Source organism: Butyricicoccus sp. AM05-1 (assembly GCF_003474415.1).
GTDB classification, from domain to species: Bacteria; Bacillota; Clostridia; order Oscillospirales; family Butyricicoccaceae; genus Agathobaculum; species Agathobaculum butyriciproducens.
The window spans coordinates 147,797-172,824 of the sequence record NZ_QUDG01000001.1; the positions used below are offsets into that span (position 1 = coordinate 147,797).

Here is a 25,028-nt window from a genome sequence, read left to right on the forward strand (position 1 = left end):
GGATCGCCAGCTCCTCGCGGGATAAGTAGTCGATGAGTGTCAGTCCGTTCTGCACCGCGCGGGCGTGTACGGAAAAGGGCACGGCACCGGCCAGTGTCAGTGTTCCGGCGGGAATGGCATCGAGCACATCGCCGATGGTGTGCTGTGCATTGGCAAGCGGCGCGTTCAGGCTGCCGTCCCCCGTCTGCACCGGCATAGGCAGAATGACCGCGCGTGCGTCAGCAAGGCACGCCTGCAGGTCACTTACAGCCGTGCAGCCTGCGGCGGGGCGGCGCTCGAGTGCAAATGTGCGAACGGTGTGGCCTGCTTCATGCAGCAGCTCGGCTAAATATGCCTGACGCACGTCGCCGCCGACGACGGCGAGAGTCGTCGATTGATTCATAAGCAAAAACCTCCTTTGCGCCATTCTATGCCGGATGCAAAAGAGGAGTGAAAAGAGAACATCCGCTCTTTGTACAAACAGAGAGCGGATGTTTTTGTATAGATTACTGATTGAGTACCTCGAACAGTGTGTCGCACGCGCCGGTGAGCGACTGCGCAGGACCGTCTGCGGTGATCTCATAGGTGTTTTCGCAGCCGATGAGGCCGACACCCGGAATCGCAATCTTCGGCTCAACGGCAAGCGTCATGCCGGACTTGAGCGGAGCCGAGAAGCCTTTGGCGAGAACCGGTGTTTCGTCCATTGTCAGACCGATGGAGTGGCCGAGGAACTTGCAGCCGTTCATGAAGCCTTCGCGGAACGCAGGATCGACGAGAGAGAGGATCTTCTCGTAAATCTCAGCCGGAACGGCACCGGCACGCAGGAGAGATGCGGTTTCGTTCTCCAATGCAATGCACTGCTCGCGTGCCGCACGGATCACGCCGCTCTGCGGATGCTTGTCCAGCTCGCCGTAGTAGAACGTGATGCTCTTATCGGTATGGTAGCCGCGCAAGCCGCACGGAATGTCCAGCAGGACGGTGTCGCCTTCGTGCAGCTTGCGCTCGGACGAGCCGATGGACTTCATTGCGGTCGAGGTGCCGATACAGCCGGAGGGACTGTCCAGTGCGGTGGGACACAGGCTGTTTTCGCTGAAGCTGGCAATGCCGAGCACGTCCTCAGCTGCCGGCTGATTGTAGCGCGAGATACCCATACCGCCGCGGTCCACGATGGCGGTGCAGATCTCACTGCACAGGCGTGCTTCGCTGACGCCTTCGCGCAGGAACGCCGGAGCAAGTTCCTCGATGACATAACGGTGCAGTCTGCCGGATTCGCGCATGCAGTCCAGTTCATACGCACTCTTGACCGAGCGCAGACCGCTCAGTACGCCATCCACCGGCTTGGGTGAAAACGGCAGATGCTTGTTCAGCATGGAGAGCTTTTGCAGCGTCATGGTCTTTGCGGCAACATAGACGGTCTCCGGAATATCCGGATAGACCTCCTTGATGCCGCGGAAACTGCCCATCGGACGGATGTCTGCAAAGGCGGATTCGTCCTTTGCAACATCAAACGAGCGGCGGACGAACAGCGTAGCCTGATCGGGTGTCACGACAAGTGCGCCATCCTGCATTGTGCCGGTGAAGTAGTACATGTCGAGCGTGTTGTCGAGCAGAAGCATGGACCACGCAGGATCCTTCTCGGTCATGGCACAGCGCAGACGGTCGAGCCGCGTGTTCAGTTCGGCGGCGGGCACGGAAATATGGGGCATGGATGATCCTCCTGTATGATTAACGGTGGTTTACAAAAATGTTACTTTTAGTGTAGCACATATTTAACCGGAGAGCAACGCAGACACGTTGACTTTTTATACCTTGTGCGATATGATTATAGTCTATGGAAGGACTGCGTTTTGCAGGGAAGGGAGAGATTATGATGCGCAGAAAAGTAGGCAAGCTGCTTGGCGACCGACGTGTTGTCGGCGGATTCCTGCTGCTGATGCAGCTGGCAATCGTTATGTTCGGCGTAAGCTGGGCAAGTATGGAATATCACTGGCTGCCACCGGCACTGACCGTGTTGAGCGTTATCATTGTCATCTGGCTGGTGCGTAAGTACGACAACCCGATGTACAAGATTACATGGATACTGGTTATTGTGCTGCTGCCGCTGTTCGGCGGCTTGTTTTATCTGTTCTGGGGCAATACGCCGCTCAATCGGGCGCGTACCCAGCATCAGTACGAGCCGAAACCGCCGGATTTCACCGACTATATGCGTACACCTGCTACAAAGGAGCTGATCGAGCAGCATCCGCGTCATGCAGTACGCGCCCGTTACATCGAGACGCTGGACGGTATGCCGGTGTGGACCAACACGGAGACGAAATATTTCCGTGTCGGCGAGGAAATGTTCGACTCCATGTGCGAGGAGCTGCGCCGCGCACAGAAGTTCATCTTTCTGGAGTATTTCATCATCGAAGAAGGCATCATGTGGGATACTATCCTTGATATCCTGCGGGAGAAGGCGGCCGCCGGACTGGATGTGCGCGTGCTGTACGACGACGTTGGTTCGATCTGCACGCTGCCGAAAGACTACGACCGCTATCTGATGAGCCTCGGCATTCACGCGGTGCGCTTTAACCGCTTTATCCCGACGCTGAACACCTATCTCAACTACCGCAACCATCGCAAGATGATGATCATTGACGGCAATGTCGGTTATATGGGCGGTATCAATCTGGCAGATGAGTATATCAACAAAAAGGTGCGTTTCGGCTACTGGAAGGACACCGGCATCATGCTGCGGGGTGAGGGAACAGCCAATATGACCGCTCTGTTTCTGCAGATGTGGGAGTATGTCACCGGCGAGGACATGCCGCCGCTCGAAAACTATCTGCCGACCGCCAAGCTGCCGGCAGACGGCTATGTGCAGCCGTTTGCGGATTCACCGCTCGACGACATCAATATCGGTGAATCCACCTACCTGCAGATCATCCATAACGCGCGAAAGTACGTTTATATCACCACGCCGTACCTTGTGCTGGACAACGAGATGATTACGGCGCTGACCATTGCGGCACAATCCGGCGTGGACGTGCGCATCCTGACGCCGGGCATCCCGGATAAAAAGCTGGTGTACATGATCACACGTTCGTACTATCAGCAGCTGCACCGAGCGGGTGTCAAGATTTATGAGTACCGACCGGGCTTTCTGCACGCGAAAACCATCGTGTCCGATGATGATACGGCGGTAGTCGGTACGATCAACATGGATTTCCGCTCATTCTTCCTGCACTTCGAGTGCGCGACCTGCTTCTACAACAGCTCGGTCGTTGCCGCTGTTAAGCAGGATATTATAGAGACCATCAATGTCAGTCGCCGGATTGACGATGAATGGCTGCGCCGAATGCCGTGGATTCGGTCGATCATGGCAAGCGTGCTGCGTCTGTTCGCGCCGCTGCTGTAATGAGAGGAGCGTGGTTGAATGGATCGACCGGAGCAGACACTTTCCGCTGTGCTGGATGCGGGAGAGCTGCTGCTGACCTCGGGTGCTGAGGCAGCCCGCGTAGAGGACACCATGCGCCGTCTGGCACGCGCCTACGGTTTTGTACGAGCGGATGTGCTGACCATCACGGCCAGCATGGCAGTAACGGTACGGACGGCAGACGATCAGGTGATCACGCAGACACGCCGCATCCTGCGGCGAGGAACCGATATGCGCTGCATTGAGGCGGTCAACGAGCTGTCGCGCAAGGTATGTGTGAATCCTATCCCGCCGGAGGAATTACACGCACGTCTGGAAGCCATCCGCACCGCACCGGACAAGCTGCGCTGCCGGCTGCCGCTGGCGTATCTGATCACGTCAGGCTCGTTCGCTGTGTTCTTCGGCGGCACCTGGAGAGACGGCGTTGCCGCCATGCTGTGCAGCATGCTGTTGTATGTCATCGGCGTGCTCGGTGATCGGATTTCGCTGCAGCCGCTCGTGCTGACCATGGTCAGCTCGGCGGCGATGTGCGCGGCAGCGACTCTCACGGTAAAAACCGGCATGGGACAGAATCTGGACTATATCATTATCGGCAACATCATGCTGCTGATTCCGGGCATTCCGTTCGTCAACTCCATGCGCGATATTTTCGTGGGTGACACCATCACCGGACTGCTCAGCGCGTTTGAAGCGGTTTTGAGAGCGCTTGCCATCGCGGCAGGCTGCGCGCTCGTGCTCATGCAGACTGGGGGCGGTGCCGTATGACAGGTGAAATCCTCCTGCAGATTGTCATGGCGATGATCGGTGCGCTCGGCTTCGGACTGCTGTTTCATATTTCCGGCAGCCGCCTGATCACGATCATGCTTGGTGCTGCGGTAAACTGGGGTGTATATCTGTTGGCGATGCAGTGGTATGATAACCGCGTGACCGCGTTTTTTGTCTCTACACTGGCAACGGCCGCACTGGCCGAGGTGCTCGCGCGGTTGCTCAAAGCGCCTGTCATCACGCTGCTCGTGCCTATGCTGGTGCCGCTGATTCCGGGCGGCGACCTGTATTACACGACGCTTGCGCTCGTGCAGGGCGATACGGCAGGCTTTGCTCGATACGGTACGCTGTTCATCGAGGAGGCGGGCGCGATGGCGTTCGGCGTCATCCTTGTAGCGTGCCTGGTGCAGACTCTCGGCAAGCTGTGGCTGCTGCACAGTGCAAGAAAATAAAGGCAATACCGCTATGCGGTATTGCCTAAAGAAAGCGTTCTGTAAATCTCATACAGAACGCTTTTGTGCTGTTTACAGCAGGTAAATTGTCAGATATAACGCACAGAGCAGAATGGCAATCCATACAGTGGCGGAAATCACGTTGTACACTACCCGTGCAAGCGGCAGACGCGCCTGCCGCAGAGCCTTTCCCAGCACATCCGGATCACCGAGTGCGCGCAGCACCTGACGCACAGCTTGCTCCTGTGTGAGACTGCCGCGGCAGCGCAGCTCCTCCGCGCGGCTGAGAATATGGTCGGTCAGCTCCCGCCGAACGCGGGCACGGTAAGGCGGCCACAGGAGATGCCGGCACACGCGGTGCAGGTACGGCGCAATCAGCTTATTTGGTGACACAGGCGCCACCTCCGATTGGCTTGCGGCAGGTTTTCCACTGTTCCCGGCAGCAGGTGAGCGTTTTCACGCCCTGACGGGTCAGCCGGTAAAACCGGTGCGTGCCGTCCTCAGTCTGCCGTTCACAGGAGCGGACATCGCCGCGTGCCTCAAGTCCGTGCAGCAGGGGATACAGACGGCTTTCGCGGATGGCAAATGCGCAGTCTGAGCGGCATTCCACCTCATGCAGCAGTTGAAAACCGGTCTTGTCCGCCTCCTCAAGCAGAGAAAGCACAAACAGAGCCGCGCTGTCATAAAAGGCAGCGTCTTTTTGTCCTCGCGGCATGGAGATCCCCTCCTTTATATATTCAGTATAACCGCTCGCAAGGGGTGCGTCAAATTATTTTACACAGATTTTACGATTGCAGCGCTTGCGTTTGTATGCAGAATAGGGTATCATTAACAAGTATATCTGTGTGAATATTCGCTGTTTACCATAGAACACTTGTCAGGAGGAAAAAATCGTGTTTTCATCGTTATTCAACTGGCTGATGGGCGCAGGCCGTGAACTGGCGGTTGTGCTCATCTCCATGGTTCCGCTGGTGGAATTGCGTGGTGCGGTCCCGCTGGGCGCAGTCGCAGGCGTGCCGGCGATCGAGCTGATCCCGCTGGCTGTGATCGGCAATATGATCCCGATCCCATTTTTGCTGTTTTTCGGCGAAAAGCTGCTGGACTGGGTGTGCTCGCTCGGCCCGCTTTCCGGCTTTGCCACCAAGTACCGCGAAAAGCTGCTCGGAAAGACCGGTCAGGTCACCAGATATGAACGGTTGGGTCTGTTCCTTTTTGTGGCGATTCCGCTGCCGGGCACCGGAGCATGGTCGGGTGCATTGATTGCAACGCTGCTCAAAATGCCGAAAACCAAGGCGCTGACTTCAATTCTGTGCGGCGTAATTGTTGCAGGCTTCATTATGCTGCTCGGTTCTCAGGGCGTAATTGGCGTTGCACATTTGTTTTAACAGACGAAAGCCATTCCTGCGGGAATGGCTTTTGAGGCTGTCGAAAAACTATCGTTTTTCGAGCAGCCTCTCGATCGAAACCACGCTTTCGATCGAATGCTGAAGAAAAACCGAGGTACACAAGGTGAATTGCCGCATAGCGGCAAGAGAGGGGGGTCTGGACCACGCCCCCGGTTTTTATGAATTTGCTGCGCAAATTCTATTTTATGCGTGCTGTCGCACGAAGCACAAAATAGAAATCTGACTTTTTCGACAAGCTGGAAAGCCATTCCCACGGGAATGGCTGTTATCTTTTGCAGCAGTGAAAGAAAAATACCCTTTTCGGAAAATTCCTCTTGCCAACCGGTGCGATTTACGATATAATAACTATGTTATGCCGGTGTGATGGAATTGGTAGACGTAGTGGACTCAAAATCCACCGCTGGCGACAGCGTACCGGTTCGAGTCCGGTCACCGGCACCATCAAGCGCCTCGGTTCCTCGGAATACGGGGCGCTCACAATACTATCCGGGTGTAGCGCAGTTGGTAGCGCGCCTGCTTTGGGAGCAGGATGCCGCAGGTTCGAATCCTGTCACTCGGACCAGATGAAACACCGCTTAAACGTCGTTTTGAGCGGTGTTTTTTGTGTTTGCGGAACAGAATGAATTTTCGGGAGGAACAACATGAAACTGACCCATTTGGATGAAAACGGTGCAGCGCACATGGTCAATATCGGCGCAAAGCCGGTCACGCAGCGCGAAGCGGTGGCGCAGTCCGTGCTGACCATGCAGCCGGAGACGCTGCGCATGATCCTTGACGGCACAGCGCCCAAGGGCGATGTGTTCGCGTGCGCGCGCATCGCGGGCATTATGGCGGCCAAGCGGACGGCAGAGCTGATCCCGATGTGTCATCCAATCCCGATCGAGAGCGTGGACATCGCCATTGAGACTGTCTCGGAGACTCAGGTGCGCGTTGTCAGCACGCTGCGCTGCTCGCACAAGACCGGCATTGAGATGGAAGCACTTACGGCGGCCACTGTTGCCGCGCTGACCGTCTACGATATGTGCAAGGCGGTGGACCGCGGGATGCGTATTGATGAGACGCTGCTGCTGCACAAGACCGGCGGCAAAAGCGGCGATTATCACGCGGAAGGAGCGGCGGCACGATGACTTTGCTGGAACAGCTGCAGGCTGCCGCAGAAAATGCGCGCAAGGGACTTCCGGCGGCGCTGACCATCGACGCGGACGGCGTACAGTACACGCGCAATTTCATGCCACAGGAACGCCTGATTCTGCTCGGCGGCGGCACGATCGCGCAGCCGCTTTGCCGCTATGCGGCCGATCTCGGTTTTGAGCTGGTTGTGGCGGACGACCGGCCGTCTTTTGCCAATCATCCGCGTTTTCCGGAAGCAAAGCAGATCGTATGTGATCTGTTTCCGGCAGCAATTGAGAAAATCGGCATTCGAGAGAGCGATTACGTTGCCGTTATCACGCGCGGGCATCGTTATGATGCGGACTGCCTGCGGGAACTTCTGCGCGGCACCATGCCGCGCTATCTCGGTATGATCGGGTCGAAGCGGCGCACGGTCGGTCTGCTGAACATGCTTGAGAAAGAAGGCTTCTCTCGGGCAGATCTCGACCGTATTCACACGCCCATCGGTTTGGACATTGGTGCGCTGACCGTCAAGGAGATTGCGATTTCTATCGTGGCAGAGCTGATCGCGGAACGCCGCCGCACGACCGATCGCCGTTCCAAGAGCAGCATTCTCACCGCAGAGGACATCGACCTGCCGCTGCTGGAAACCGCTGCACGCGGTGATATTCCCAAAACGCTCATGCTCGTGTACGAGACCAGCGGTTCCACGCCGGTAAAATCCGGCTCGTACATGGTGGTCGATGCCAATACGGCTACTGCGGGCACCATCGGCGGCGGCTGCAGTGAGAGCGCCGTTATGCGGCAGGCGTATTACTTGATCGGCACCGGCGAGCACAAGTGCGTCACCATCGACATGAGCAACGACATTGCTGCGCAGGAAGGTATGGTTTGCGGCGGGCAGATGAAGGTGCTGCTGGCAGATTTGGGTACGAAAAAAATCGACATAAAGTGAAAAAGTTGTCGAAAAATACTGGGATAAAATGTCACATTCTCTCTGGCATTCATAGATCTAAAATGGTATAATAAGGATAAAAAAGCAAAGCAGGGGAAGCCATGAGACTCAAAAGACGGATTTTCGGTGTATTTGCGGCAGCGCTGGCGGGTGTGCTGCTGTGCGGATGTACGGCTGCCGAGGATATGCAGGAGCACCAGACGGAAACACCGATAACGATCAAGGTGGGCAGTGACAACTATCCGCCGTTTAATTATACCGATGAAAACGGCAATCCGGCGGGCATAGATGTGGATCTGGCTAAGGAATCCTTCGGACGGCTGGGGTATGCAGTATCCTTCGTCGGCATTGACTGGGAAGAAAAGAAGAAACTGGTTGAACATGGTGATATTGACTGTATATGGGGATGCTTTTCCGTTGATGGGCGCGAGAACGAATACAACTGGACCGAACCGTATATGATCAGCCGCCAGGTGGTTGCGGTCAACCGCAGCAGCGATATTTATCGGCTGAGCGATCTGGAGGGCAGGACTATTGCCGTGCAGTCCACTACCAAGCCGGAAAGTATTTTCCTCGAGCGAACGGACAGCCGCATTCCGCTTGTGCGTGAAGTATACAGTCTGGAAGATCGCGAACTGCTCTACACCTCTCTCGGCAAGGGCTATGTGGATGCGATCGCGGCGCACGAAACCGCTATTCGGCAGTATATGAAGGATTATGATGTGGATTACCGTATTCTGGACGAAAGTATTCTCACGACAGGAATTGGTGTGGCGTTTGCAAAAAATGATGCGCGTGGACTGAACGAACAGCTTTCCCGGGTTTTCGAGGAAATGCGTGCAGACGGTACGACTCGAACGATCATAGGCAGGTATCTGTCCGATCCGGACAAATATTTGGAGGTGGACTGTGCTGCAGGTTAAAAAGGGCAAAGCCACGCGCCGGTACGAACGGATTGCGGCTGCAATCGGCGCCGTGCTGGTCATATTAGTCGGCTTTCGTACGGTGCGTGCGGAGAGCGCGCAGACACGGGAACAGCTCGGCAATACGATAGACTATGTGAAGGAGCAGTGCACGACCTATACACGCTACAATGCTGCGGCTGTTACCAAAAGTCTGATGCGTATCATGGACAACGCACAGCAGGTAAACCGCAATATCGGCTATGAGGGCTCGGCTGTAGATGAAGACCGGCTTCGGTTCTATGCGCAGGAACAGCGGCTGACCGGCATTATTCTGCTGGATACAGATGGAAGAGTGCAGTGCGAGTATAACGGTGATCTGCTGAATTTTCTAACACTGCAGGAGTATATAGAGCGGAATACAGTGCTCGATGTGGTCAGGTATCCGCAGAAGACCTATGCTTCGCGGATTGACCTGCCGGACGGCTCCTATGTGGATATTTCGGCGTACGGCCGTACAGATGTGCCCGGTGTGATCGTTGTATACTATCACACCACTGCGGAGTATGCACGCAATTATACGCTGACCATACAGGGCTTGCTTGCGGGATATAATACCAGGGACGACGGTGTGATTGTGGTGACAAACGGCGACCGCATTATCGCGTCCAACGACGAAGAACTGGCTGATACCAAGGTGGAGGGCAGCCGTATTCTGCAGCAGATCAAGGCGAATCTTTCGTCCGCCGCGGTCGGGCATTTCAAGTGCGATGGCAGCACCTATTTCGGCGGTCTGGACCGCAGCCGCGACTACTATATCTACGCCTATGTATCCGACCGCATGGTAGTGACTGATATGGTCAAAAATATGATGGCGGCGCTGATCATTTATCTGATCATGCTGACCGCGATTCAGATGTTCCGCAGACGTTCCGCGCGGGAATATCTGGCCGAGCGGGATCGGCGCGAGCGGGAATTCCGTGAGCAGCTGATGGAATCCGCTGAAAAGGCCGAGCAGGCCAACCGCGCTAAGACCGAGTTCCTGCAGCGCATGAGCCACGATATCCGCACGCCGATCAACGGCATTCGCGGTATGATTGAGATTGCGAATTACTACAAGGACGATCCGGACAAGCAGACCGAGTGCCGGAAGAAAATCTGGGATGCCTCCGGTCTGCTGCTCGAGCTGGTAAACGAGGTGCTGGACATGGGCAAGCTGGAATCCGGGGAGATCATGCTGGAGGAACGCGAGTTTGACCTCAAGGAACTGCTGGACAGTGTAGGCGTGGTGGTGGATAAGCAGGCGCGGGAGCGGGGCATTACGATAATAACGGATGGCTATCCGGTTGAGCACCGCTGCCTGCTCGGCAGTCCGCTGCACCTGCGGCGGCTGCTGATGAATATCATCAGCAATGCGGTCAAGTACAACCGCGTGGGCGGCGAAATCAGGCTGGGATGCTGCGAAAAGACGAGTGCGGATCCGGAGACTGCACAGATTGAATTCACCTGTGCGGATACCGGTATCGGCATGAGCGAGGAGTTTCAGAAGCACGTATTTGAGCCATTTGCACAGGAACGGAATTTTGCTCGATCGGAATATGGCGGTACCGGTCTGGGTATGCCGATTGCGAAAAGTCTGGCGGAGAAAATGGGCGGCACGCTGTCCTTTGTCAGCAGGCAGGGCGTAGGCACGACGTTTACGCTGTCGCTGTCGTTCCGCATCTGCCATGCACCGGAGAAGCGAAACAAGCCGAAACGTCTGCTGCAGACCAGTTCTATTGCCGGACTGCATGTGCTGGTTGCGGAAGATAACAGGATGAATATGGAGATTGCTGAGTTTGTACTCAATGTGGAAGAAGCCTCCATCATCAAGGCAGTGAATGGCGAGGAGGCGGTACGCATTTTTGCCGATTCCAGGCCCGGAGAAATTGATGCGATTTTAATGGATGTGATGATGCCGGTGATGGACGGTCTGGAAGCGACGCGGCGTATTCGCGCGATGAAGCGTCCGGATGCGAGAACCATTCCAATCATCGCCATGACAGCAAACGCTTTCGCAGAGGACCGTCAGCTTGCCTTTGCTGCGGGCATGGATATGCATATTGCAAAGCCGCTGGAAGGCTCGGAGATGGTGGAAACGCTGGAGCGGCTTGTCAAATCCTCGCGGAAATAGGAGCAGAAGCGCAAGAAGGATAATATGTAAAGGAAAAGTCAGCCGAAAATGGCTGACTTTTCCTTTATAGTGCAGTTCTGCTGCCCGTATTATACACACAGCATAACTATTCGGCAAGATGGGAGTTCACATCAACCTTTCCTTCGCAAGCAGGTGAGCGTAATGCTGTCTGGCGCGGCTTAAGCGCGCACGGCTGGCCTCGTGACTGATATGCAGATATTCGGCAATGTCCACACAGTTCAGATTCAGCTGATACCGCAGATACAGAATCTCCTTATCCGTGCAGGATAATTCGTTCGGCAGCAGGTCGAGCATGGAAAGGAAAATCGGTTCACAGCCAAGATCCTGAACGCTGTCCAGCGGCACCTGCACATACCGGCTCCGCCGTTTGTACTCATCAAGCGCGAGATTGGTCAGCACGGTGTGCAGCCAACCGGGCAGATTCGGGTGCTGGCGCACCTGGTCAAAATGCGTCAGCAGGATGGTAAACGCCTCGTTCGTCAGCTCCTCTGCTGTAAACGGGTTGTGTGCAATGCGGATGGCCGCATACAGCAGCCGCTTGTAATTCCGGTCGTATAATTGGGAAAACAGCTCCTTGTCCTGTGCCGTCATAGATCGTTCACCTGATTTCTATCGGGTTATGTTACGCACGATACCCGTTTTCGAGAGCAAAATCAATAGCGCGTTCCTGATTGGTCACTTTGCGTTCCTGCTCTGCAGCCGAATGTCCATCAATCTGCGGTATAATAGAAGTGGGGCAGCGGGAGACAGACCGCTTTGTGAAATATTGTATGCCGTGCTGCTTTATGGTATAGTTAGTTCAGAACACAACAGGGAGGAGCACTCATGCGCATTATACTGTGCGATGACGATACCGCATTCACGCAGGTCTTTGCAAAACGCCTGCTGACCGTTTTCAAAAAATACGGAATCACATCGGAGATCGTGTCCGCGCACACGGGCGTGGAAGCCTTGCGCGAGATTACACGCAGGCCGACGGATGTGCTGTTTTTAGATATTGATATGCCCGAAAAAGACGGCTTTTCGGTCGCGGAAGAACTGTCAGCCATGCCGTCGAAGCCGCTTATCATTTTTCTGTCCGGCATGGAAAATCTGGTGTATCAATCATTTGCGTTTCAGCCGTTCTGGTTTCTCCGTAAAACGCATCTGGAGGAACTGCCGCGGATAACCGAGAAAATGATGCAGCTTCTCAATAGTCGTCAGATTCACTACACGGTTACGATGAACGGCAGCAGCACCCGCATTCCAATCACGGAGATTGCGTATTTTGAGAGCCAGGGACATTATATCGTTGTACATTGCAACGAGAAATCCCTGCGGTTCAAGGCACGCATGAGCGATATCGAAACGGCACTCAGCAAATACTTTTTCGTGCGCTGCCACGTTGGCTATCTGCTGAACTGCCGGTTTGTTCAAATCTGCAGCCGGACAAGCGTCACCTTGACGGACGGGACGGTCCTGCCGGTCAGCCGCGCCAAAGCAGAGGAAACACAGACCGCCTTCATGGCGTATATGAGGAGTCTGCGCCCATGAATTTCTGGTTTGAAATGGCAATTAACGCCGTAGAGGTAACCCTTATTTTGAGCTTCTTAGTGCAGTATTTCGGATACCGCATGGCCTGCCCGGCGAAATATATATGGACGGCACTCTTTGGTGTGCTGTCCTTCGGCAGTGTAGCCTTTTTCTCATGGGGGCAGCTGTATGAAGGCTATGCAAGCTTGATACAGATGCTGATCAACATTGCGTTTTGCTGTATTTTGCTGCGCGGGTCAATTCTGCAGAAGATATTTGTTTCTGCATTTACAATGGGCCTTGTGGCTATTATTGCAACTTTTACGGCACTGCTTGTTGCAAAGCTATCCGGAAATAATGTTACCCTGCTGCTCAGCCGGTTTAATTCGGTTCGTATTATCTCGATTTTGATAACCAAGCTGCTGTTTTTTGTCATCACGCGGATTATCCTGCGGGTAAAGGAAAACGGTAAGATCAAATGGCTGGATTTTATCCCGCTGGCAGCGATTCCGACATTATCTATTATTACGATTACGCTGATGATGTACGCGGCGATACAGGAACCGCATATTCAAAATATTGTATTTTATGCGGTGTGTATCGTGTTGGCGTTGAATATCCTGATTTATTTCCTGTTTGTTCGATTGGGGCAGGTCAGCAAAATCCAAACCGAAATGGCGCTGCTCGCGCTGCAGAACGAATGTCTGCAGGAAAACGCCAAGGACATTGAGAACATGTATGACACGGTTCGTGCGCTGCGGCATGACCTCAAAAATCATCTGCTCTGCATTTTATCCATGGCGGAAGAACGGGATCTTACGGGCATCGAGCAGTACACAGGGCAGCTTCTGCAGCAGCAGAATACTGTCAACAAGCTGATCATGTTTTCGGGCAACAAGGTGCTTGACGCGATCATCAACGGCAAAAGCGCAGCCGCGGAACGGGCAGGTGTTCGGCTGAGCGCCATTATCACGACACCGCTGTCGGGTATTTCGCCGGAGGATATTACCATCATCCTCGGTAATGCGCTGGACAATGCGATTCGTGCCGCGAAAGGCAGTAAGCGCAAGGTGGTGGATATTCATATTCAGCCGCAGGGAGCATACAGCTCGATTGTGATTGCCAATGATATCGCACATCCGGTGCTGTCGGACAATCCGGCACTGCGTACCACGAAAAATATCCGGTATCGCCACGGCTTCGGCATTCAGAATATGCGGCAGGCGGTGGAACGTAATCAGGGACTGATTCGGTTTTACGAGCAGAACGACCGGTTCATCTGCGATATTTTGCTCCTTAACGTGCAAAGCAGGAACGAATAACGACTAAGCAGGAATAGCCGGTTGCAATTTCGGTGAAAAGCAGTTATCTTACAGATAGACCATGACAAATGCAATGTGCATGGGTTATCTGCTGAGATAACTGCTTTTTTGAGGTGAGTGCGATGGTATGTTGAAATGAAAACCGGTAAGGTGTGGATAGTAATTAGAGAGCAAACAGGGAGGGTTAAATGATGAACAGATTTCGAAAAATACTGAGCGCCGCGCTGGCAAGCTGCATGGCGGTCTCTGCGCTGATGATGAGCGCCGGTGCGGCGAATATCGGCACAGAAGCCGCACGCGAGAAGGTCATTTACGGCAGTCAAGCGTGGACGGTGAACGGTGCGGTAACCATTCAGCACAGCGACGGCACAGTAGAGCCGGTACCGGAGTTCTCGGCGCTGTATCCCGGGTGGACAGTGCCGAAGCAAGCGGCTTCGGTATCGAGTACGGCACTGGCTGAGGTGGCTGATGTCGGTTCGCATTCGATCAGCGGCTATTACCGGAATGTGTATTTGACGCAAGATGTGAAGTACAAGCCGTTTTACAGTTTTCTGGGAAACGGTGAGACGGTCAGTGCGTTTGCGGTGACGATACCGGGCAGCAAATACAATCTGGGCATTTACAACGAGACAGCGCAGCAGGACGCAGGCTGGCTGCCGAATCTCTCTAAGGGCGATCGCGTGCTGCTGCAGACCGCAAATGGTGTATACTACTCGATTCGAGCAAGCGTACCGTTGAATATGCCGATTGGGTATTCGCGTATGAAGGTAGCGGAGGCAGGGGAAAATTGAAAATGTGTGAAAGAGCTGAAACTTTTGGGTTTCAGCTCTTTTGGTGATGCGGAAATTGTGCTTTTGCTGCCGATCGGTAGCATATGTTCTGAAACGATATCCGGTTATCCTAAAACTCGTTAAAAAGGTGCTGAACCTGCACTAAAATCAACATTAAAATGAAGCGCTGCGATTTTGGTAGACACTTGTGGTAGACACCGGTTTTTCACGAATTACATCACAAAACTAAATACCGTAAAAAGTATAGAAAAAGAGCTTCAAACATAAGTTTGAAGCTCTTTAACTTGGTGCGGATGGGGGGACTTGAACCCCCACGTCCTTGCGAACACTAGCACCTGAAGCTAGCGCGTCTGCCATTCCGCCACATCCGCATATTTGGTTGTTGAAAGAAGGTGGTGCGAGTGACGGGACTTGAACCCGTACGTCGATCGACACACGCCCCTCAAACGTGCCTGTCTACCAGTTCCAGCACACTCGCATTCTGTTCTCATCGAGTCGCCTCACTGTCAGCGACAAGAATTATTATATCCATGTGGACGCCAAATGTCAACACCTTTTTTCGAATTTTTTTGAAAAATTTCAAAACGCGAAAAACAGACGATTTCTCTGACACGCGAAACAGTTTGTGTGTTACAATAGAAGCAGTCAGAAAACTCACAGCGAAAAAGGAGGAAGACTTCAGTGCTTTCTAAAAAAAGTAAGGCAATCGGTTTTATCATCATGTCCGCATTCGGTTTTGCGATGATGGCGGCATTCGTGCGTCTGGCGGGTGATCTGCCGTTCACGCAGAAAACATTTTTCCGCAATCTGGTCGCGGTGGCAGTGGCCGCCGTGGTGCTGTGCCGCGAAAAGGTTGGTTTTAAGTGGGAAAAGGGCAACCTGCCGCTGCTCATCATACGCGCAACCTGCGGCACACTCGGCATTTTCTGCAATTACTACGCTATTGACCATCTCGTATTGGCAGATGCAAACATTCTTAATAAAATGTCGCCGTTCTTCGCTATCATCTTCTCGCTCATTCTGCTGAAGGAGCGGGCCAGCGTATTCCAGTACGCGGCGGTGCTTGCGGCATTCGGCAGCAGCATGCTGATTATCAAGCCGGGTTTTTCCTCGGCAACCTTCCCGGCAATTATCGGCCTGCTGGGTGGCATGGGTGCAGGCGCGGCCTACACCTGTGTGCGCGCACTCAGCCGGAAAGGCGAAAAGAGCGCCCGCATTGTGTTCTTTTTCTCGATGTTCTCCACGCTGGTATGCGTACCGTCTATGATCACGGACTACCACCCAATGACATGGGGACAGTTCTTCTGTCTGATCGGCGCAGGTGCGTCAGCCGCTTTGGGACAGTTCGGCGTAACGCTCGCGTATGCCAACGCACCGGCCAAGGAGATTTCGGTGTTCGACTATACGCAGGTCATCTTCTCGGCTGTCCTCGGCTTTTTCCTGTTCGGCCAACTGCCGGACGGTTGGAGCGTCCTCGGCTATCTGCTGATCTGCGGCATTTCGGTCGCGGTGTTCTTCTACAACCGCAATCTGGAGCGCAAGGGATAGTGATATGATCGAATATGAGCTGGTTCGCTCTAAACGCAAGACGCTTGCCGTGCAGGTGACACGCGAAGGCCGTGTAATCGTTCGTGCGCCGCTGCGGCTGGCAAAATACCGCATTAAACGGTTTGTCGCGGAGCATGCGGACTGGATAGCCCGCGCACTTGCCGATCAGCAGTCCCGCCGTGCGGCACATCCGGAGCCGGATGCGGCCAGGCAGGCTGAGCTTATCCGCCGAGCGAAAATAGAGCTGCCGCCCAAGGTACAGCATTATGCAAAGCAGATGAATCTGTACCCGACCGGGCTGAAGATCACCTCAGCGAGAACACGGTTCGGCTCGTGCAGCGGCAAAAACAGTATTTGCTTCTCATGGCGGCTGATGGACTATCCCGAACCCGCTATCGACTATGTGGTGGTGCATGAACTGGCGCACATTGCACATAAAAACCATGGACCGCAGTTCTGGGCGCTGGTGGAGCGCTATTTACCCGATTATCGTGCGCGGCGTGCCATGCTGCGCGAATGAGAACAGGAAACGAGTATGAATATGACGAATCAATACAAAATTCTGGCATTGGATTTAGACGGAACGCTGCTGGATGCGCAGAGCCGCATCACGCCGGAGAACGCCCGTGCGGTACGCATGGCGCAGCAGGCGGGCGTGCAGATCGTGCTGTGCACCGGACGCAACGTGCGCGAGGTACGCCGCTTCAGCGAACAGCTGGAAGCCGCACCGGACTGGCTTGTCACCGCAAACGGCGCGGCGGTGCAGCATCCGGACGACAGGGAACCGGCGTTCTTCGACGGTCTGAGCACAGAAATGGTGGACATTATCCTGGACGAGTGCGCCGCCATTGACACCGACCCATGCCTGTATACCACACAGGATTTGTACTACGGACATGCCTTTCGGCATTTTCTCGAGAATCTGCAGCGGCGCGGACGGGTTGTGATGGATGAGGCCGACGAGGGTTATCACTTTGTCAGGGACAAGAATGCGTGGCGCGTTGTGCTCGCAGACGAGCCGCGCCCATTCACCAAGGCGATTCTTTATCACGATGACCCGAATGCAATCGCGCCGCTGACGGCTGCGCTCGATAAATACGGTATTTTCGAGCTTGCGCCGTCCGTCATGTACAGCGGAGAGCTGCGCAACGTCGAGGTCAACCGCGTGGGTGTGCACAAGGGACGCGGACTGGAATGGCTGGCGCATCACCTCGGCTGCACGCTGGCCAACGTCATCGCCATCGGCGACAGCGAAAACGATCTGACCATGCTGCAGATGGCGGGACTGGGCGTCGCTATGGCAAACAGCGAGCCGTGCATCCGCGAAGCAGCGGACGTTATCACCGGCAGCAATATGGAAAACGGCGTCGCGCAGGCGATTTACCGACATGTTCTGGGGGAATGAACGATGAAAAAAGTAGTGGCAATCGGCGAACTGCTCATTGATTTCGTGCCGCAGCAGCGCGGCTGTGCGCTTGATGAGGTCGTGCAGTTTGAGCGTGTCGCGGGCGGTGCGCCGGCCAATGTGGCAACCGCAGTGGCGCGTCTCGGCGGCAGAGCGCAGATGATTTCGCAGGTGGGAGAAGACGCATTCGGTACGCACATTCTCAAAACGCTGCACGCAAACGGCGTGAACATCTCAACGGTGTTCCGCACCGGACGGGCGAATACCGCGCTGGCGTTTGTTTCGCTTGATAAGAACGGCAACCGCGAATTTTCCTTCTACCGCAATCCCTCGGCAGACCTGTTTCTCGATGAAGCACAGATCACGCCGGATATTTTCGCGGACTGTGCCGTGCTGCACTTCTGCTCGGTCGATCTGGTAGATGCACCTGTCAAGCAGGCACATCGCAAGGCCATCCGGCTGGCAAAGGACGCAGGCGCGTTCCTCTCGTTTGACCCTAACGTGCGCCTGCCGCTGTGGGACAGCCCGGAAAGCTGTCAGGCAGCGATTCGTGAGTTTCTGCCGTGTGCAGACCTCGTGAAGCTGTCGGATGATGAAGTTGAATTCTGCACCGGCTGCAAAACCGAGAGGGAAGCGGCAGAGCTTCTGTTTTCGCGGGGCTGCAGGCTGCTGCTTGTGACACGCGGCGCGGACGGCGCGGCAGTCTACACGCCGAACGCGAGCGCCGAGACCAAAGCGCTGCCGGTGACGGTCGCGGATACCACCGGAGCGGGCGATTCATTCATCGGGTCGTTCCTGTATCAGCTTACCCGCGACGGTGTGACAGCGGAAACGCTCGCTGACATCCCGCAGGAGAAGCTCGCGGATTATCTGACGTTTTCGTCCGAATGCTCGGCGTATACCGTGCAGCATAAGGGCGCGGTTATGCCAACGGAAGAAGAATTGAAAATGGGAAATGGAGAATGAATGTATCCGCCCACAGGGCGGCAATTCAATAATGCGCTTTGCGCGTAACCGCGGTTCTCAATTCGCCATTCTCCATTTTTCATTCACCTGCCACTAAAATTTATTGCACAATGTGTGCAAACGTGGTATAATTTTGAGGTTATAAAGAAATGATAACGATTCTTGGCATCGACCCGGGCTACGGCACGATTGGCTATGGCGTGGTGCGGTTCGATAATATGAAATTTACGCCGGTGCAGTACGGTGCGGCAAAAACCGCGCCCGGAACACCGATGCACCTGCGCTTATGTGAGATTTACGATGATATCTGTACGCTGGTGGACACATTTCACCCGGACGAGGTGGCAATCGAGGAGCTTTTCTTCTCGAAAAACGTCACAACCGGCATTCAGGTTGCGCAGGCGCGCGGTGTAATTCTGCTGGCGCTGGCACAGAAGGGACTGCATCCGGTATCCTATACACCAAATCAGGTGAAGCTGTCCGTTGTCGGCTACGGCGGCGCGGAGAAAAAACAGGTGATGGAAATGACGAAAAGCATTCTCCATCTCACCAAGCTGCCGCGTCCGGATGACGCCGCGGATGCGCTCGCGCTTGCCATCTGCCACGGGCATTCCCGGCAGGCCATGCGCTATGAAGGCTTATTATGAGGTTGAAATAGATGTTTTATTATGTAGACGGCACGGTTTCCGTGCTCCAGCAGGGTCTTGCAGTGATCGACTGCAGCGGTGTAGGCTATGCCTGTCACGCTTCGCAGAACACCATCGGCAAGCTGAAAACCGGCGAAAAAGCGCGTCTGCTGACCTGGCTCAATGTCCGTGAGGGCGTGTTTGAGCTGTATGGCTTTATCGACGAGGAGGAGAAGTCCTGCTTCCTGATGCTGACCAGCGTTAACGGTGTTGGCCCGAAGGCGGCGCTGTCCATCCTGTCGGTCGCACCGCCGGACAGACTGGCGCTCAGCATTATCACCGGCGATGAAAAAATGCTCATGCAGGCGCCGGGCATCGGCAAGAAGATCGCACAGCGCATTGTACTCGAGCTGCGCGACAAGATGAGCAAGGAGCAGCTCGAGACCGCATCTGCAGCGTCTCCGGTGGCGGCAGCCGCCGTTTCCGGCGGTGTCAACCACACGCAGGAGGCAGTCGCGGCGCTTATGGTGCTCGGCTATACGCAGGCAGAGGCGCTGCACGCGATGGAGGGTCTGGATGCTGCCGACATGGAGGCGGACGAGATCATCCGTCAGTGCTTGAAAAAGCTGGTCAAATCCTGATTTTGGACGATAAAAGCCTGATCAAGTAGGAGAGTGTACCTTTGAGTATTGAATTTTCCGGCGGCATGACGGATGATGAACGCATCATCTCCACCCGCCAGCTCAGCGAGGACGAGACCGAGAATTCGCTCCGTCCGAAATCCATGGCGGACTATATCGGTCAGAAAAAAGCTAAGGAAAACCTGAGTATTTACATACAGGCCGCGAAAATGCGCGGTGAATCGCTCGACCATACGCTGCTGTACGGCCCGCCGGGTCTGGGCAAGACCACACTCGCGGGCATCATTGCCGCAGAAATGGGCGTGAATATCCGTGTTACGAGTGGTCCGGCAATCGAAAAAGCGGGAGATTTGGCGGCTTTATTGACAAATCTCTCAGAGAATGATATTTTGTTTATTGACGAGATCCATCGCCTCGACCGTGCGGTAGAGGAGATTCTCTATCCCGCGATGGAGGACTATGCACTCGATATCATCATTGGCAAGGGGCCTTCGGCGCGCTCGATCCGTATCGACCTGCCGAAATTTACGCTCATCGGCGCAACTACACGTGCCGGTCAGATGACCAGTCCGCTGCGTGACCGCTTCGGCGTCATGCTCCGTCTGGAGCTGTATTCGCCGGAGGAGCTGTGCGGTATTGTTGAACGCTCGGCAGGCATTCTTAATGTACCGTGCGAGCACGAGGGCGCATTCGAGATTGCGCGCCGCAGCCGCGGTACGCCGCGAATCGCCAACCGGCTTCTGCGCCGCGTGCGAGACTTTGCACAGGTAATCGGTACCGGTACGATTGACAGAAAAAGTGCCGACATTGCGCTTCGTGCACTCGAGATTGATGAGTTAGGTCTGGATAACGTAGACCGCAGGATGCTCAAAAGCATCATCCAGAACTACGGCGGCGGTCCGGTCGGACTGGACACGCTGGCCGCGACCATCGGCGAAGAAGCGATCACCTTGGAAGATGTTTATGAGCCGTATCTCATGCAGATCGGCTTTCTCAGCCGCACGCCGCGCGGACGCTGCGTGACGCTACAGGCTTACCGCCATTTGAATATGGAACCGGCGGACGGACAGCAAATGCTGTAATTCAATCATTTCCCCGCCTTTATCATACAAGAAAGTTAGGTGTTTCATTTGGGTAGATATTTTGGAACAGACGGCGTTCGCGGTGTTGCGAACTCGGAACTTGATGCACTGCTGGCGTTCAAGATCGGCGCGGCAGCGGCATACGCACTTACGCAGGAGTCTGCACACGGCCGCAAGGCGAAGCTGCTGATCGGCAAGGACACCCGCGTATCCTCGGATATGCTGGAGAACGCGCTGGTCGCGGGCATCTGCTCGGTTGGCGCGGATGTAGAGCTGCTCGGCGTTATCCCGACGCCGGCGGTCGCTTTCCTCACCATCAAGCACAAGGCAGATGCAGGTATTGTCATTTCCGCAAGCCACAACTCCTTTGAGTACAACGGCATCAAGATTTTTGCGGGCAACGGCTACAAGCTGCCGGACGAAACCGAGGCAAGAATTGAGGACCTGATCGACGATTTCGAGTCTATTCCGAAGATGACCCACGAGAAGATCGGCCGTGTACTCAAAAGCGAGATCGACCCGGTAGTCGAGTACACCGACCATCTTGCAGATACCATCAAGGGCGACCTGTCCGGTCTGCGCGTGGCGGTGGACTGTGCAAACGGTTCCTCCTCCACAACGGTGGAGCGCCTCATGCGTCTGGTCGAGTGCAAGGCGGAAATCCGATTCTATGAGCCGGATGGCATCAATATCAACGATAACTGCGGCTCCACCCATCTCGGTCAGCTGAAGGAGCGCGTCCGCTCGGGCAATTTTGATCTTGGCGTTGCCTTTGACGGCGATGCTGACCGCTGCCTGATCGTAGATGAGACCGGCGAGGAGTTGGACGGCGACCGCATTATGGCAGTCTGCGCGGCGCACATGAAGAAGGAAGGCAAGCTGCGCGGCGGCGCATTTGTTGCCACCATTTTGTCCAACATGGGTCTGCACGCCTACGCCGATAAGAACGGCATGAAGATCGAGTGCTCCAATGTAGGTGACCGCTATGTGCTCGAAATGATGCTCAAGAAGGGCTACATTCTGGGCGGCGAGCAGTCCGGACACGTTATTTTTCTTGAGTATGCGTCCACCGGTGACGGTGAGCTGACTGCACTGCAGTTCATGTCTATCCTCAAGGCGAGCGGCAAGAAGTGCTCGGAGATCGCAGCTGAGGTTGAGCCGTGGCCGCAGCTGATGATCAATGTCAAGGTGCCGAACGATAAGAAGGCTACCCTGCAGCAGCTGCCCGAGGTCAAGGCGGCTATCGATGCGGCTTCTGCGGAGCTGGGCAATAACGGCCGAATCCTGGTTCGTCCGTCCGGCACGGAGGCGCTTGTGCGCGTCATGGTAGAGGGCACGAACAGTGAGCAGGTAGATACTTTGGCAAAAAAGGTTGCCAAAGTCATTGAGTCTGTTGTATAATGTAAAAGAGCCAACAGGAGTGGGTGTGGTTTGCACACCCACTTTCTTCATTCTGAACAGGGAGGTGGGAGCATTTGCGCACAATTCCATAATATGCTAAGCGCCAGAACTGCGGTGCAGCCGGTATCGCAGTTGACGAGGAAAGGGTTAATCGAAAGTATTCGGCGGGTGCCCTTCGGTCACAAGTGGGTTGATCGTCAGCAGGCTGTTAAAACATACGGGCGACCGTATCGACAGAGCAGTTATGCGTAACGCACTATTTTTATACCCAAAATTAGAAATTCACCGCATATATTGAGGTAAGGCAATACGGAATAATTAAACAAGAGCGATTTGTGAGAGAGTTTTACGGACCAACAAGGCGTGTTTGACGGTAATGCTTGATGTATTATCGTAAAATCGCAACGCAGTCAGGACGTAAAATCTTCACAAAGCGGTGCGGCAGCGCGACCGGAGTTCGTGCAGGAAGCCGCAGCTTTCATTGTTCCGTGCTGTCTAAGGCTCATACTGAAATGTTGCGGAAGATATGTTATATTTACCGTTGCAAAGGAGTATTATTTTATGTGTGGAATCGTTGGATTCACCGGACGCGAGAATGCGCTTCCGATTCTCATCAAGGGTCTGTACAGCCTGGAATACCGTGGCTATGACTCTGCCGGTGTGGCTGCCTTTACGAAGGACGGTCTGCGCGTTGTCAAGGCGCGCGGCCGCATTGCAAACCTTGAGGAGAAGATCAAGGAGGAAGGCGGCGACATGTACTGCACCTGCGGTATCGGCCACACCCGCTGGGCAACGCACGGCGAGCCGTCCGACCGCAACTCGCATCCGCATCTGGGCGGCAAGGGCAAGGTAGCAGTTGTACACAACGGCATTATCGAGAACTACAAGGAGCTGCGTGAGCGTCTGGAGGCACACGGTTACGAGTTTAAGTCCGAGACCGATACGGAGACTGTCGCGCACCTCGTGGACTATCTGCACACCGGCAAGCAGGAGGATCTGGCAAAGACCGTTCTGCAGGCCGTGCAGCGTCTGCGCGGCTCTTACGCACTGGGCGTAGTCTCGATGGATAACACGCAGGAGATTGTCGCTGCACGCCGCGGCAACCCGCTGGTTATCGGTATCGGTGAGGGCGAGAACATGATCGCATCCGATATTACCGCTATTATCAATCGCACCAAGCGTTACATTATTCTGGATGATAACGAGGTTGCAATCGTTCGCCCGGACAGCGTAGTTGTCATGAACGAGTTCGGCGATACGGTAGAGAAGGAAATCATGACCGTAACGTGGGATATGTCCGCAGCGGAAAAGGGCGGCTACCAGCACTTTATGCTCAAGGAGATCATGGAGCAGCCCAAGGCAGTTGCCGATACGGTTAAGCCGCGCATCAAAAACGATGCGGTTGTATTCGAGGACAACGGTCTGACCGACGAGCGTCTGCGTGAGATCGAGCATATTCATATCATCGGCTGCGGCTCTGCACTGCACGCAGGCATGGTCGGCAAGCGCGTGATTGAGGCAATGTGCCGTATTCGCTGCACGGCAGAGGTTGCCAGTGAGTTCCGTTATGAGAACCCGATCATCGGCAAAAAGGATATGTGCATCGTTATCAGCCAGTCCGGCGAGACGGCGGATACGCTGGCTGCCATGCGTCTGGCCAAGCAGGCAGGTGCGTTCACGATTGCGATCGTAAACGTCGTTTCCTCGACGATTGCGCGCGAAGCAGACGGTGTGCTGTATACCTGGGCCGGCCCGGAGATTTCGGTTGCGACAACCAAGGCATATTCCGCACAGCTGTCCGCTCTGTACCTCATCTCGGTTAAGATCGCGCGTGTGCGCGGCCTGATTTCCATCGGTGATGAGCGTGCGCTCTGCGCTGAGCTCCAGCGCCTGCCGGAGTGCATCGAGCAGACCCTGAAATGCCAGTCGGATATGCAGCGTATCGCTACGCTGTATGCAAACCGCTCGAGCGTGTTCTTCCTTGGCCGCGGGCTGGACTATGCCGCCGCGCTCGAGGCTTCGCTCAAGCTGAAGGAAATTTCCTATATTCATTCGGAGGCGTACGCTGCCGGTGAGCTTAAGCATGGCACGATTTCGCTGATCGAGGAGGGTACTCTGGTTGTTGCTCTGGCAACGCAGCCGGCACTGTTTGAGAAAACAGTCTCCAATATCCGTGAGGTTGTAGCGCGCGGCGCAAGCGTCGTGCTCGTCACCACGGACGATTTCACCGGGGACGAGTCGGTCTGCCAGCACATCGTGCGCCTGCCGAAGTGCCTGTATGAATTTTCTGCTTCGCTTTCGATTATTCCGATGCAGCTTTTGGCATACTATATCGCAGTGGAGCGCAACTGTGATGTCGATAAGCCGCGCAACCTGGCAAAGTCGGTAACTGTAGAGTAAAACGTTAATAATATTGTCATAATTGCATAAAAACAGAAGCGTGTTTTTGTGTGATATCGGTAAAGATGACAATCGTTTCTTGACATTTCCAATTCTACCGCGTATAATAGCTATTGACATGAGAAATGATTATCAAATACAGCCATCGAACGGGAT

Annotated in this window: 24 protein-coding genes, 4 tRNA genes and 1 pseudogene; 22 read left to right on the forward strand and 7 right to left on the reverse strand. The window is 54.8% G+C overall.

Features of this window, described 5'->3' with window-relative positions; all coding sequences use genetic code 11:
* Positions 1-82: 82 nt before the first annotated feature.
* Together DW088_RS16670 and DW088_RS00845 are read right to left on the reverse strand one after the other, a co-directional pair.
* A pseudogene (locus DW088_RS16670) lies at positions 83-562 on the reverse strand (dipicolinate synthase subunit A N-terminal domain-containing protein); the annotation flags it as partial.
* Positions 486-1,685 carry a M24 family metallopeptidase gene (locus DW088_RS00845; RefSeq protein WP_118358751.1) on the reverse strand — a complete coding sequence of 400 codons (1,200 nt, stop codon included), beginning with the start codon at positions 1,683-1,685 and terminating at the stop codon, positions 486-488. The pseudogene DW088_RS16670 and the gene DW088_RS00845, both read right to left, overlap by 77 nt.
* A gap of 161 nt (positions 1,686-1,846) precedes the next feature.
* Here DW088_RS00845 and cls point away from each other — a divergent pair, with 161 nt between their 5' ends.
* The 3 genes from cls to DW088_RS00860 are packed head-to-tail and all read left to right on the forward strand — an operon-like array spanning position 1,847 to position 4,611.
* Entirely contained in the window at positions 1,847-3,376 is a 1,530-nt protein-coding gene (gene cls / locus DW088_RS00850; protein ID WP_243029714.1) for a cardiolipin synthase, read from the forward strand.
* 18 nt (positions 3,377-3,394) lie between these two features.
* Entirely contained in the window at positions 3,395-4,159 is a 765-nt protein-coding gene (locus DW088_RS00855; RefSeq protein WP_118358755.1) for a threonine/serine exporter family protein, read from the forward strand.
* A complete protein-coding gene (locus DW088_RS00860; protein ID WP_117751581.1) occupies positions 4,156-4,611 on the forward strand; it encodes a threonine/serine exporter family protein in 456 nt (151 codons plus the stop codon). The genes DW088_RS00855 and DW088_RS00860 overlap by 4 nt, the downstream gene beginning before the upstream one ends.
* Before the next feature lie 72 nt (positions 4,612-4,683).
* Here DW088_RS00860 and DW088_RS00865 read toward each other — a convergent pair whose 3' ends face one another.
* On the reverse strand, positions 4,684-5,004 hold the full coding sequence (locus DW088_RS00865; protein WP_118358757.1) for a permease prefix domain 1-containing protein: 321 nt from the start codon (positions 5,002-5,004) through the stop codon (positions 4,684-4,686).
* Positions 4,991-5,326 carry a PadR family transcriptional regulator gene (locus tag DW088_RS00870; protein ID WP_118358759.1) on the reverse strand — a complete coding sequence of 112 codons (336 nt, stop codon included), beginning with the start codon at positions 5,324-5,326 and terminating at the stop codon, positions 4,991-4,993. Before DW088_RS00870 ends, DW088_RS00865 begins: the two co-directional genes overlap by 14 nt.
* Before the next feature lie 178 nt (positions 5,327-5,504).
* Here DW088_RS00870 and DW088_RS00875 point away from each other — a divergent pair, with 178 nt between their 5' ends.
* The 7 genes from DW088_RS00875 (at position 5,505) to DW088_RS00905 (ending at position 11,157) form a co-directional block, all read left to right on the forward strand.
* Entirely contained in the window at positions 5,505-5,996 is a 492-nt protein-coding gene (locus DW088_RS00875) for a COG2426 family protein (RefSeq protein ID WP_227109541.1), read from the forward strand.
* 375 nt (positions 5,997-6,371) lie between these two features.
* Positions 6,372-6,458, forward strand: a tRNA-Leu gene (locus tag DW088_RS00880).
* 45 nt (positions 6,459-6,503) lie between these two features.
* A tRNA-Pro gene (locus DW088_RS00885) sits at positions 6,504-6,579 on the forward strand.
* A gap of 79 nt (positions 6,580-6,658) precedes the next feature.
* On the forward strand, positions 6,659-7,144 hold the full coding sequence (gene moaC, locus DW088_RS00890) for a cyclic pyranopterin monophosphate synthase MoaC (RefSeq protein ID WP_118358761.1): 486 nt from the start codon (positions 6,659-6,661) through the stop codon (positions 7,142-7,144).
* A complete protein-coding gene (locus DW088_RS00895; protein ID WP_118358763.1) occupies positions 7,141-8,082 on the forward strand; it encodes an XdhC family protein in 942 nt (313 codons plus the stop codon). The genes moaC and DW088_RS00895 overlap by 4 nt, the downstream gene beginning before the upstream one ends.
* Positions 8,083-8,183: 101 nt before the next feature.
* Entirely contained in the window at positions 8,184-9,005 is an 822-nt protein-coding gene (locus tag DW088_RS00900) for a substrate-binding periplasmic protein (protein WP_118358765.1), read from the forward strand.
* On the forward strand, positions 8,992-11,157 hold the full coding sequence (locus DW088_RS00905) for a hybrid sensor histidine kinase/response regulator (RefSeq protein ID WP_118358767.1): 2,166 nt from the start codon (positions 8,992-8,994) through the stop codon (positions 11,155-11,157). Before DW088_RS00900 ends, DW088_RS00905 begins: the two co-directional genes overlap by 14 nt.
* 126 nt (positions 11,158-11,283) lie before the next feature.
* On the opposite strand, the gene DW088_RS00910 is transcribed toward DW088_RS00905, so the two are convergent.
* Entirely contained in the window at positions 11,284-11,769 is a 486-nt protein-coding gene (locus DW088_RS00910) for an RNA polymerase sigma factor (RefSeq protein ID WP_118358769.1), read from the reverse strand.
* A 234-nt stretch (positions 11,770-12,003) separates the two neighbouring features.
* Here DW088_RS00910 and DW088_RS00915 point away from each other — a divergent pair, with 234 nt between their 5' ends.
* The 3 genes from DW088_RS00915 (at position 12,004) to DW088_RS00925 (ending at position 14,803) form a co-directional block, all read left to right on the forward strand.
* Positions 12,004-12,711, forward strand: coding sequence for a LytR/AlgR family response regulator transcription factor (locus DW088_RS00915; protein WP_118358771.1), 708 nt, complete (start codon positions 12,004-12,006; stop codon positions 12,709-12,711).
* Positions 12,708-14,012, forward strand: a complete 1,305-nt coding sequence (locus DW088_RS00920) for a sensor histidine kinase (RefSeq protein ID WP_118358773.1) — start codon at positions 12,708-12,710, stop codon at positions 14,010-14,012. The genes DW088_RS00915 and DW088_RS00920 overlap by 4 nt, the downstream gene beginning before the upstream one ends.
* A gap of 188 nt (positions 14,013-14,200) precedes the next feature.
* Entirely contained in the window at positions 14,201-14,803 is a 603-nt protein-coding gene (locus tag DW088_RS00925) for a hypothetical protein (protein WP_147323808.1), read from the forward strand.
* 285 nt (positions 14,804-15,088) lie between these two features.
* Here the strand turns inward: DW088_RS00925 and DW088_RS00930 are convergent.
* Both DW088_RS00930 and DW088_RS00935 read right to left on the reverse strand, forming a co-directional pair.
* Positions 15,089-15,174 (reverse strand) — tRNA-Leu (locus DW088_RS00930).
* A 22-nt stretch (positions 15,175-15,196) separates the two neighbouring features.
* Positions 15,197-15,281: transfer RNA gene (locus DW088_RS00935), tRNA-Leu, on the reverse strand.
* Between the two features lie 203 nt (positions 15,282-15,484).
* On the opposite strand from DW088_RS00935, the gene DW088_RS00940 reads away from it, so the two are divergent.
* The 9 genes from DW088_RS00940 (at position 15,485) to glmS (ending at position 24,872) form a co-directional block, all read left to right on the forward strand.
* Positions 15,485-16,351, forward strand: coding sequence for a DMT family transporter (locus DW088_RS00940; RefSeq protein WP_270440640.1), 867 nt, complete (start codon positions 15,485-15,487; stop codon positions 16,349-16,351).
* A 4-nt stretch (positions 16,352-16,355) separates the two neighbouring features.
* On the forward strand, positions 16,356-16,871 hold the full coding sequence (locus DW088_RS00945; protein ID WP_118358775.1) for a M48 family metallopeptidase: 516 nt from the start codon (positions 16,356-16,358) through the stop codon (positions 16,869-16,871).
* A gap of 21 nt (positions 16,872-16,892) precedes the next feature.
* On the forward strand, positions 16,893-17,756 hold the full coding sequence (locus DW088_RS00950; RefSeq protein ID WP_158574567.1) for a Cof-type HAD-IIB family hydrolase: 864 nt from the start codon (positions 16,893-16,895) through the stop codon (positions 17,754-17,756).
* A gap of 3 nt (positions 17,757-17,759) precedes the next feature.
* Positions 17,760-18,722, forward strand: a complete 963-nt coding sequence (locus DW088_RS00955; RefSeq protein ID WP_118358779.1) for a carbohydrate kinase family protein — start codon at positions 17,760-17,762, stop codon at positions 18,720-18,722.
* Between the two features lie 152 nt (positions 18,723-18,874).
* A complete protein-coding gene (gene ruvC, locus DW088_RS00960) occupies positions 18,875-19,369 on the forward strand; it encodes a crossover junction endodeoxyribonuclease RuvC (protein ID WP_110437233.1) in 495 nt (164 codons plus the stop codon).
* An 11-nt stretch (positions 19,370-19,380) separates the two neighbouring features.
* Complete coding sequence (gene ruvA / locus DW088_RS00965) at positions 19,381-19,989, forward strand: Holliday junction branch migration protein RuvA (RefSeq protein ID WP_118358781.1); 609 nt, start codon at positions 19,381-19,383, stop codon at positions 19,987-19,989.
* Between the two features lie 41 nt (positions 19,990-20,030).
* Entirely contained in the window at positions 20,031-21,071 is a 1,041-nt protein-coding gene (gene ruvB, locus DW088_RS00970; protein ID WP_192924405.1) for a Holliday junction branch migration DNA helicase RuvB, read from the forward strand.
* Between the two features lie 48 nt (positions 21,072-21,119).
* Positions 21,120-22,472, forward strand: coding sequence for a phosphoglucosamine mutase (gene glmM, locus DW088_RS00975; protein WP_110436909.1), 1,353 nt, complete (start codon positions 21,120-21,122; stop codon positions 22,470-22,472).
* Between the two features lie 561 nt (positions 22,473-23,033).
* Positions 23,034-24,872: a glutamine--fructose-6-phosphate transaminase (isomerizing) gene (gene glmS, locus DW088_RS00980; RefSeq protein ID WP_110436908.1), complete on the forward strand. Its 1,839-nt coding sequence runs from the start codon at positions 23,034-23,036 to the stop codon at positions 24,870-24,872.
* The last annotated feature ends 156 nt before the right edge of the window (positions 24,873-25,028 follow it).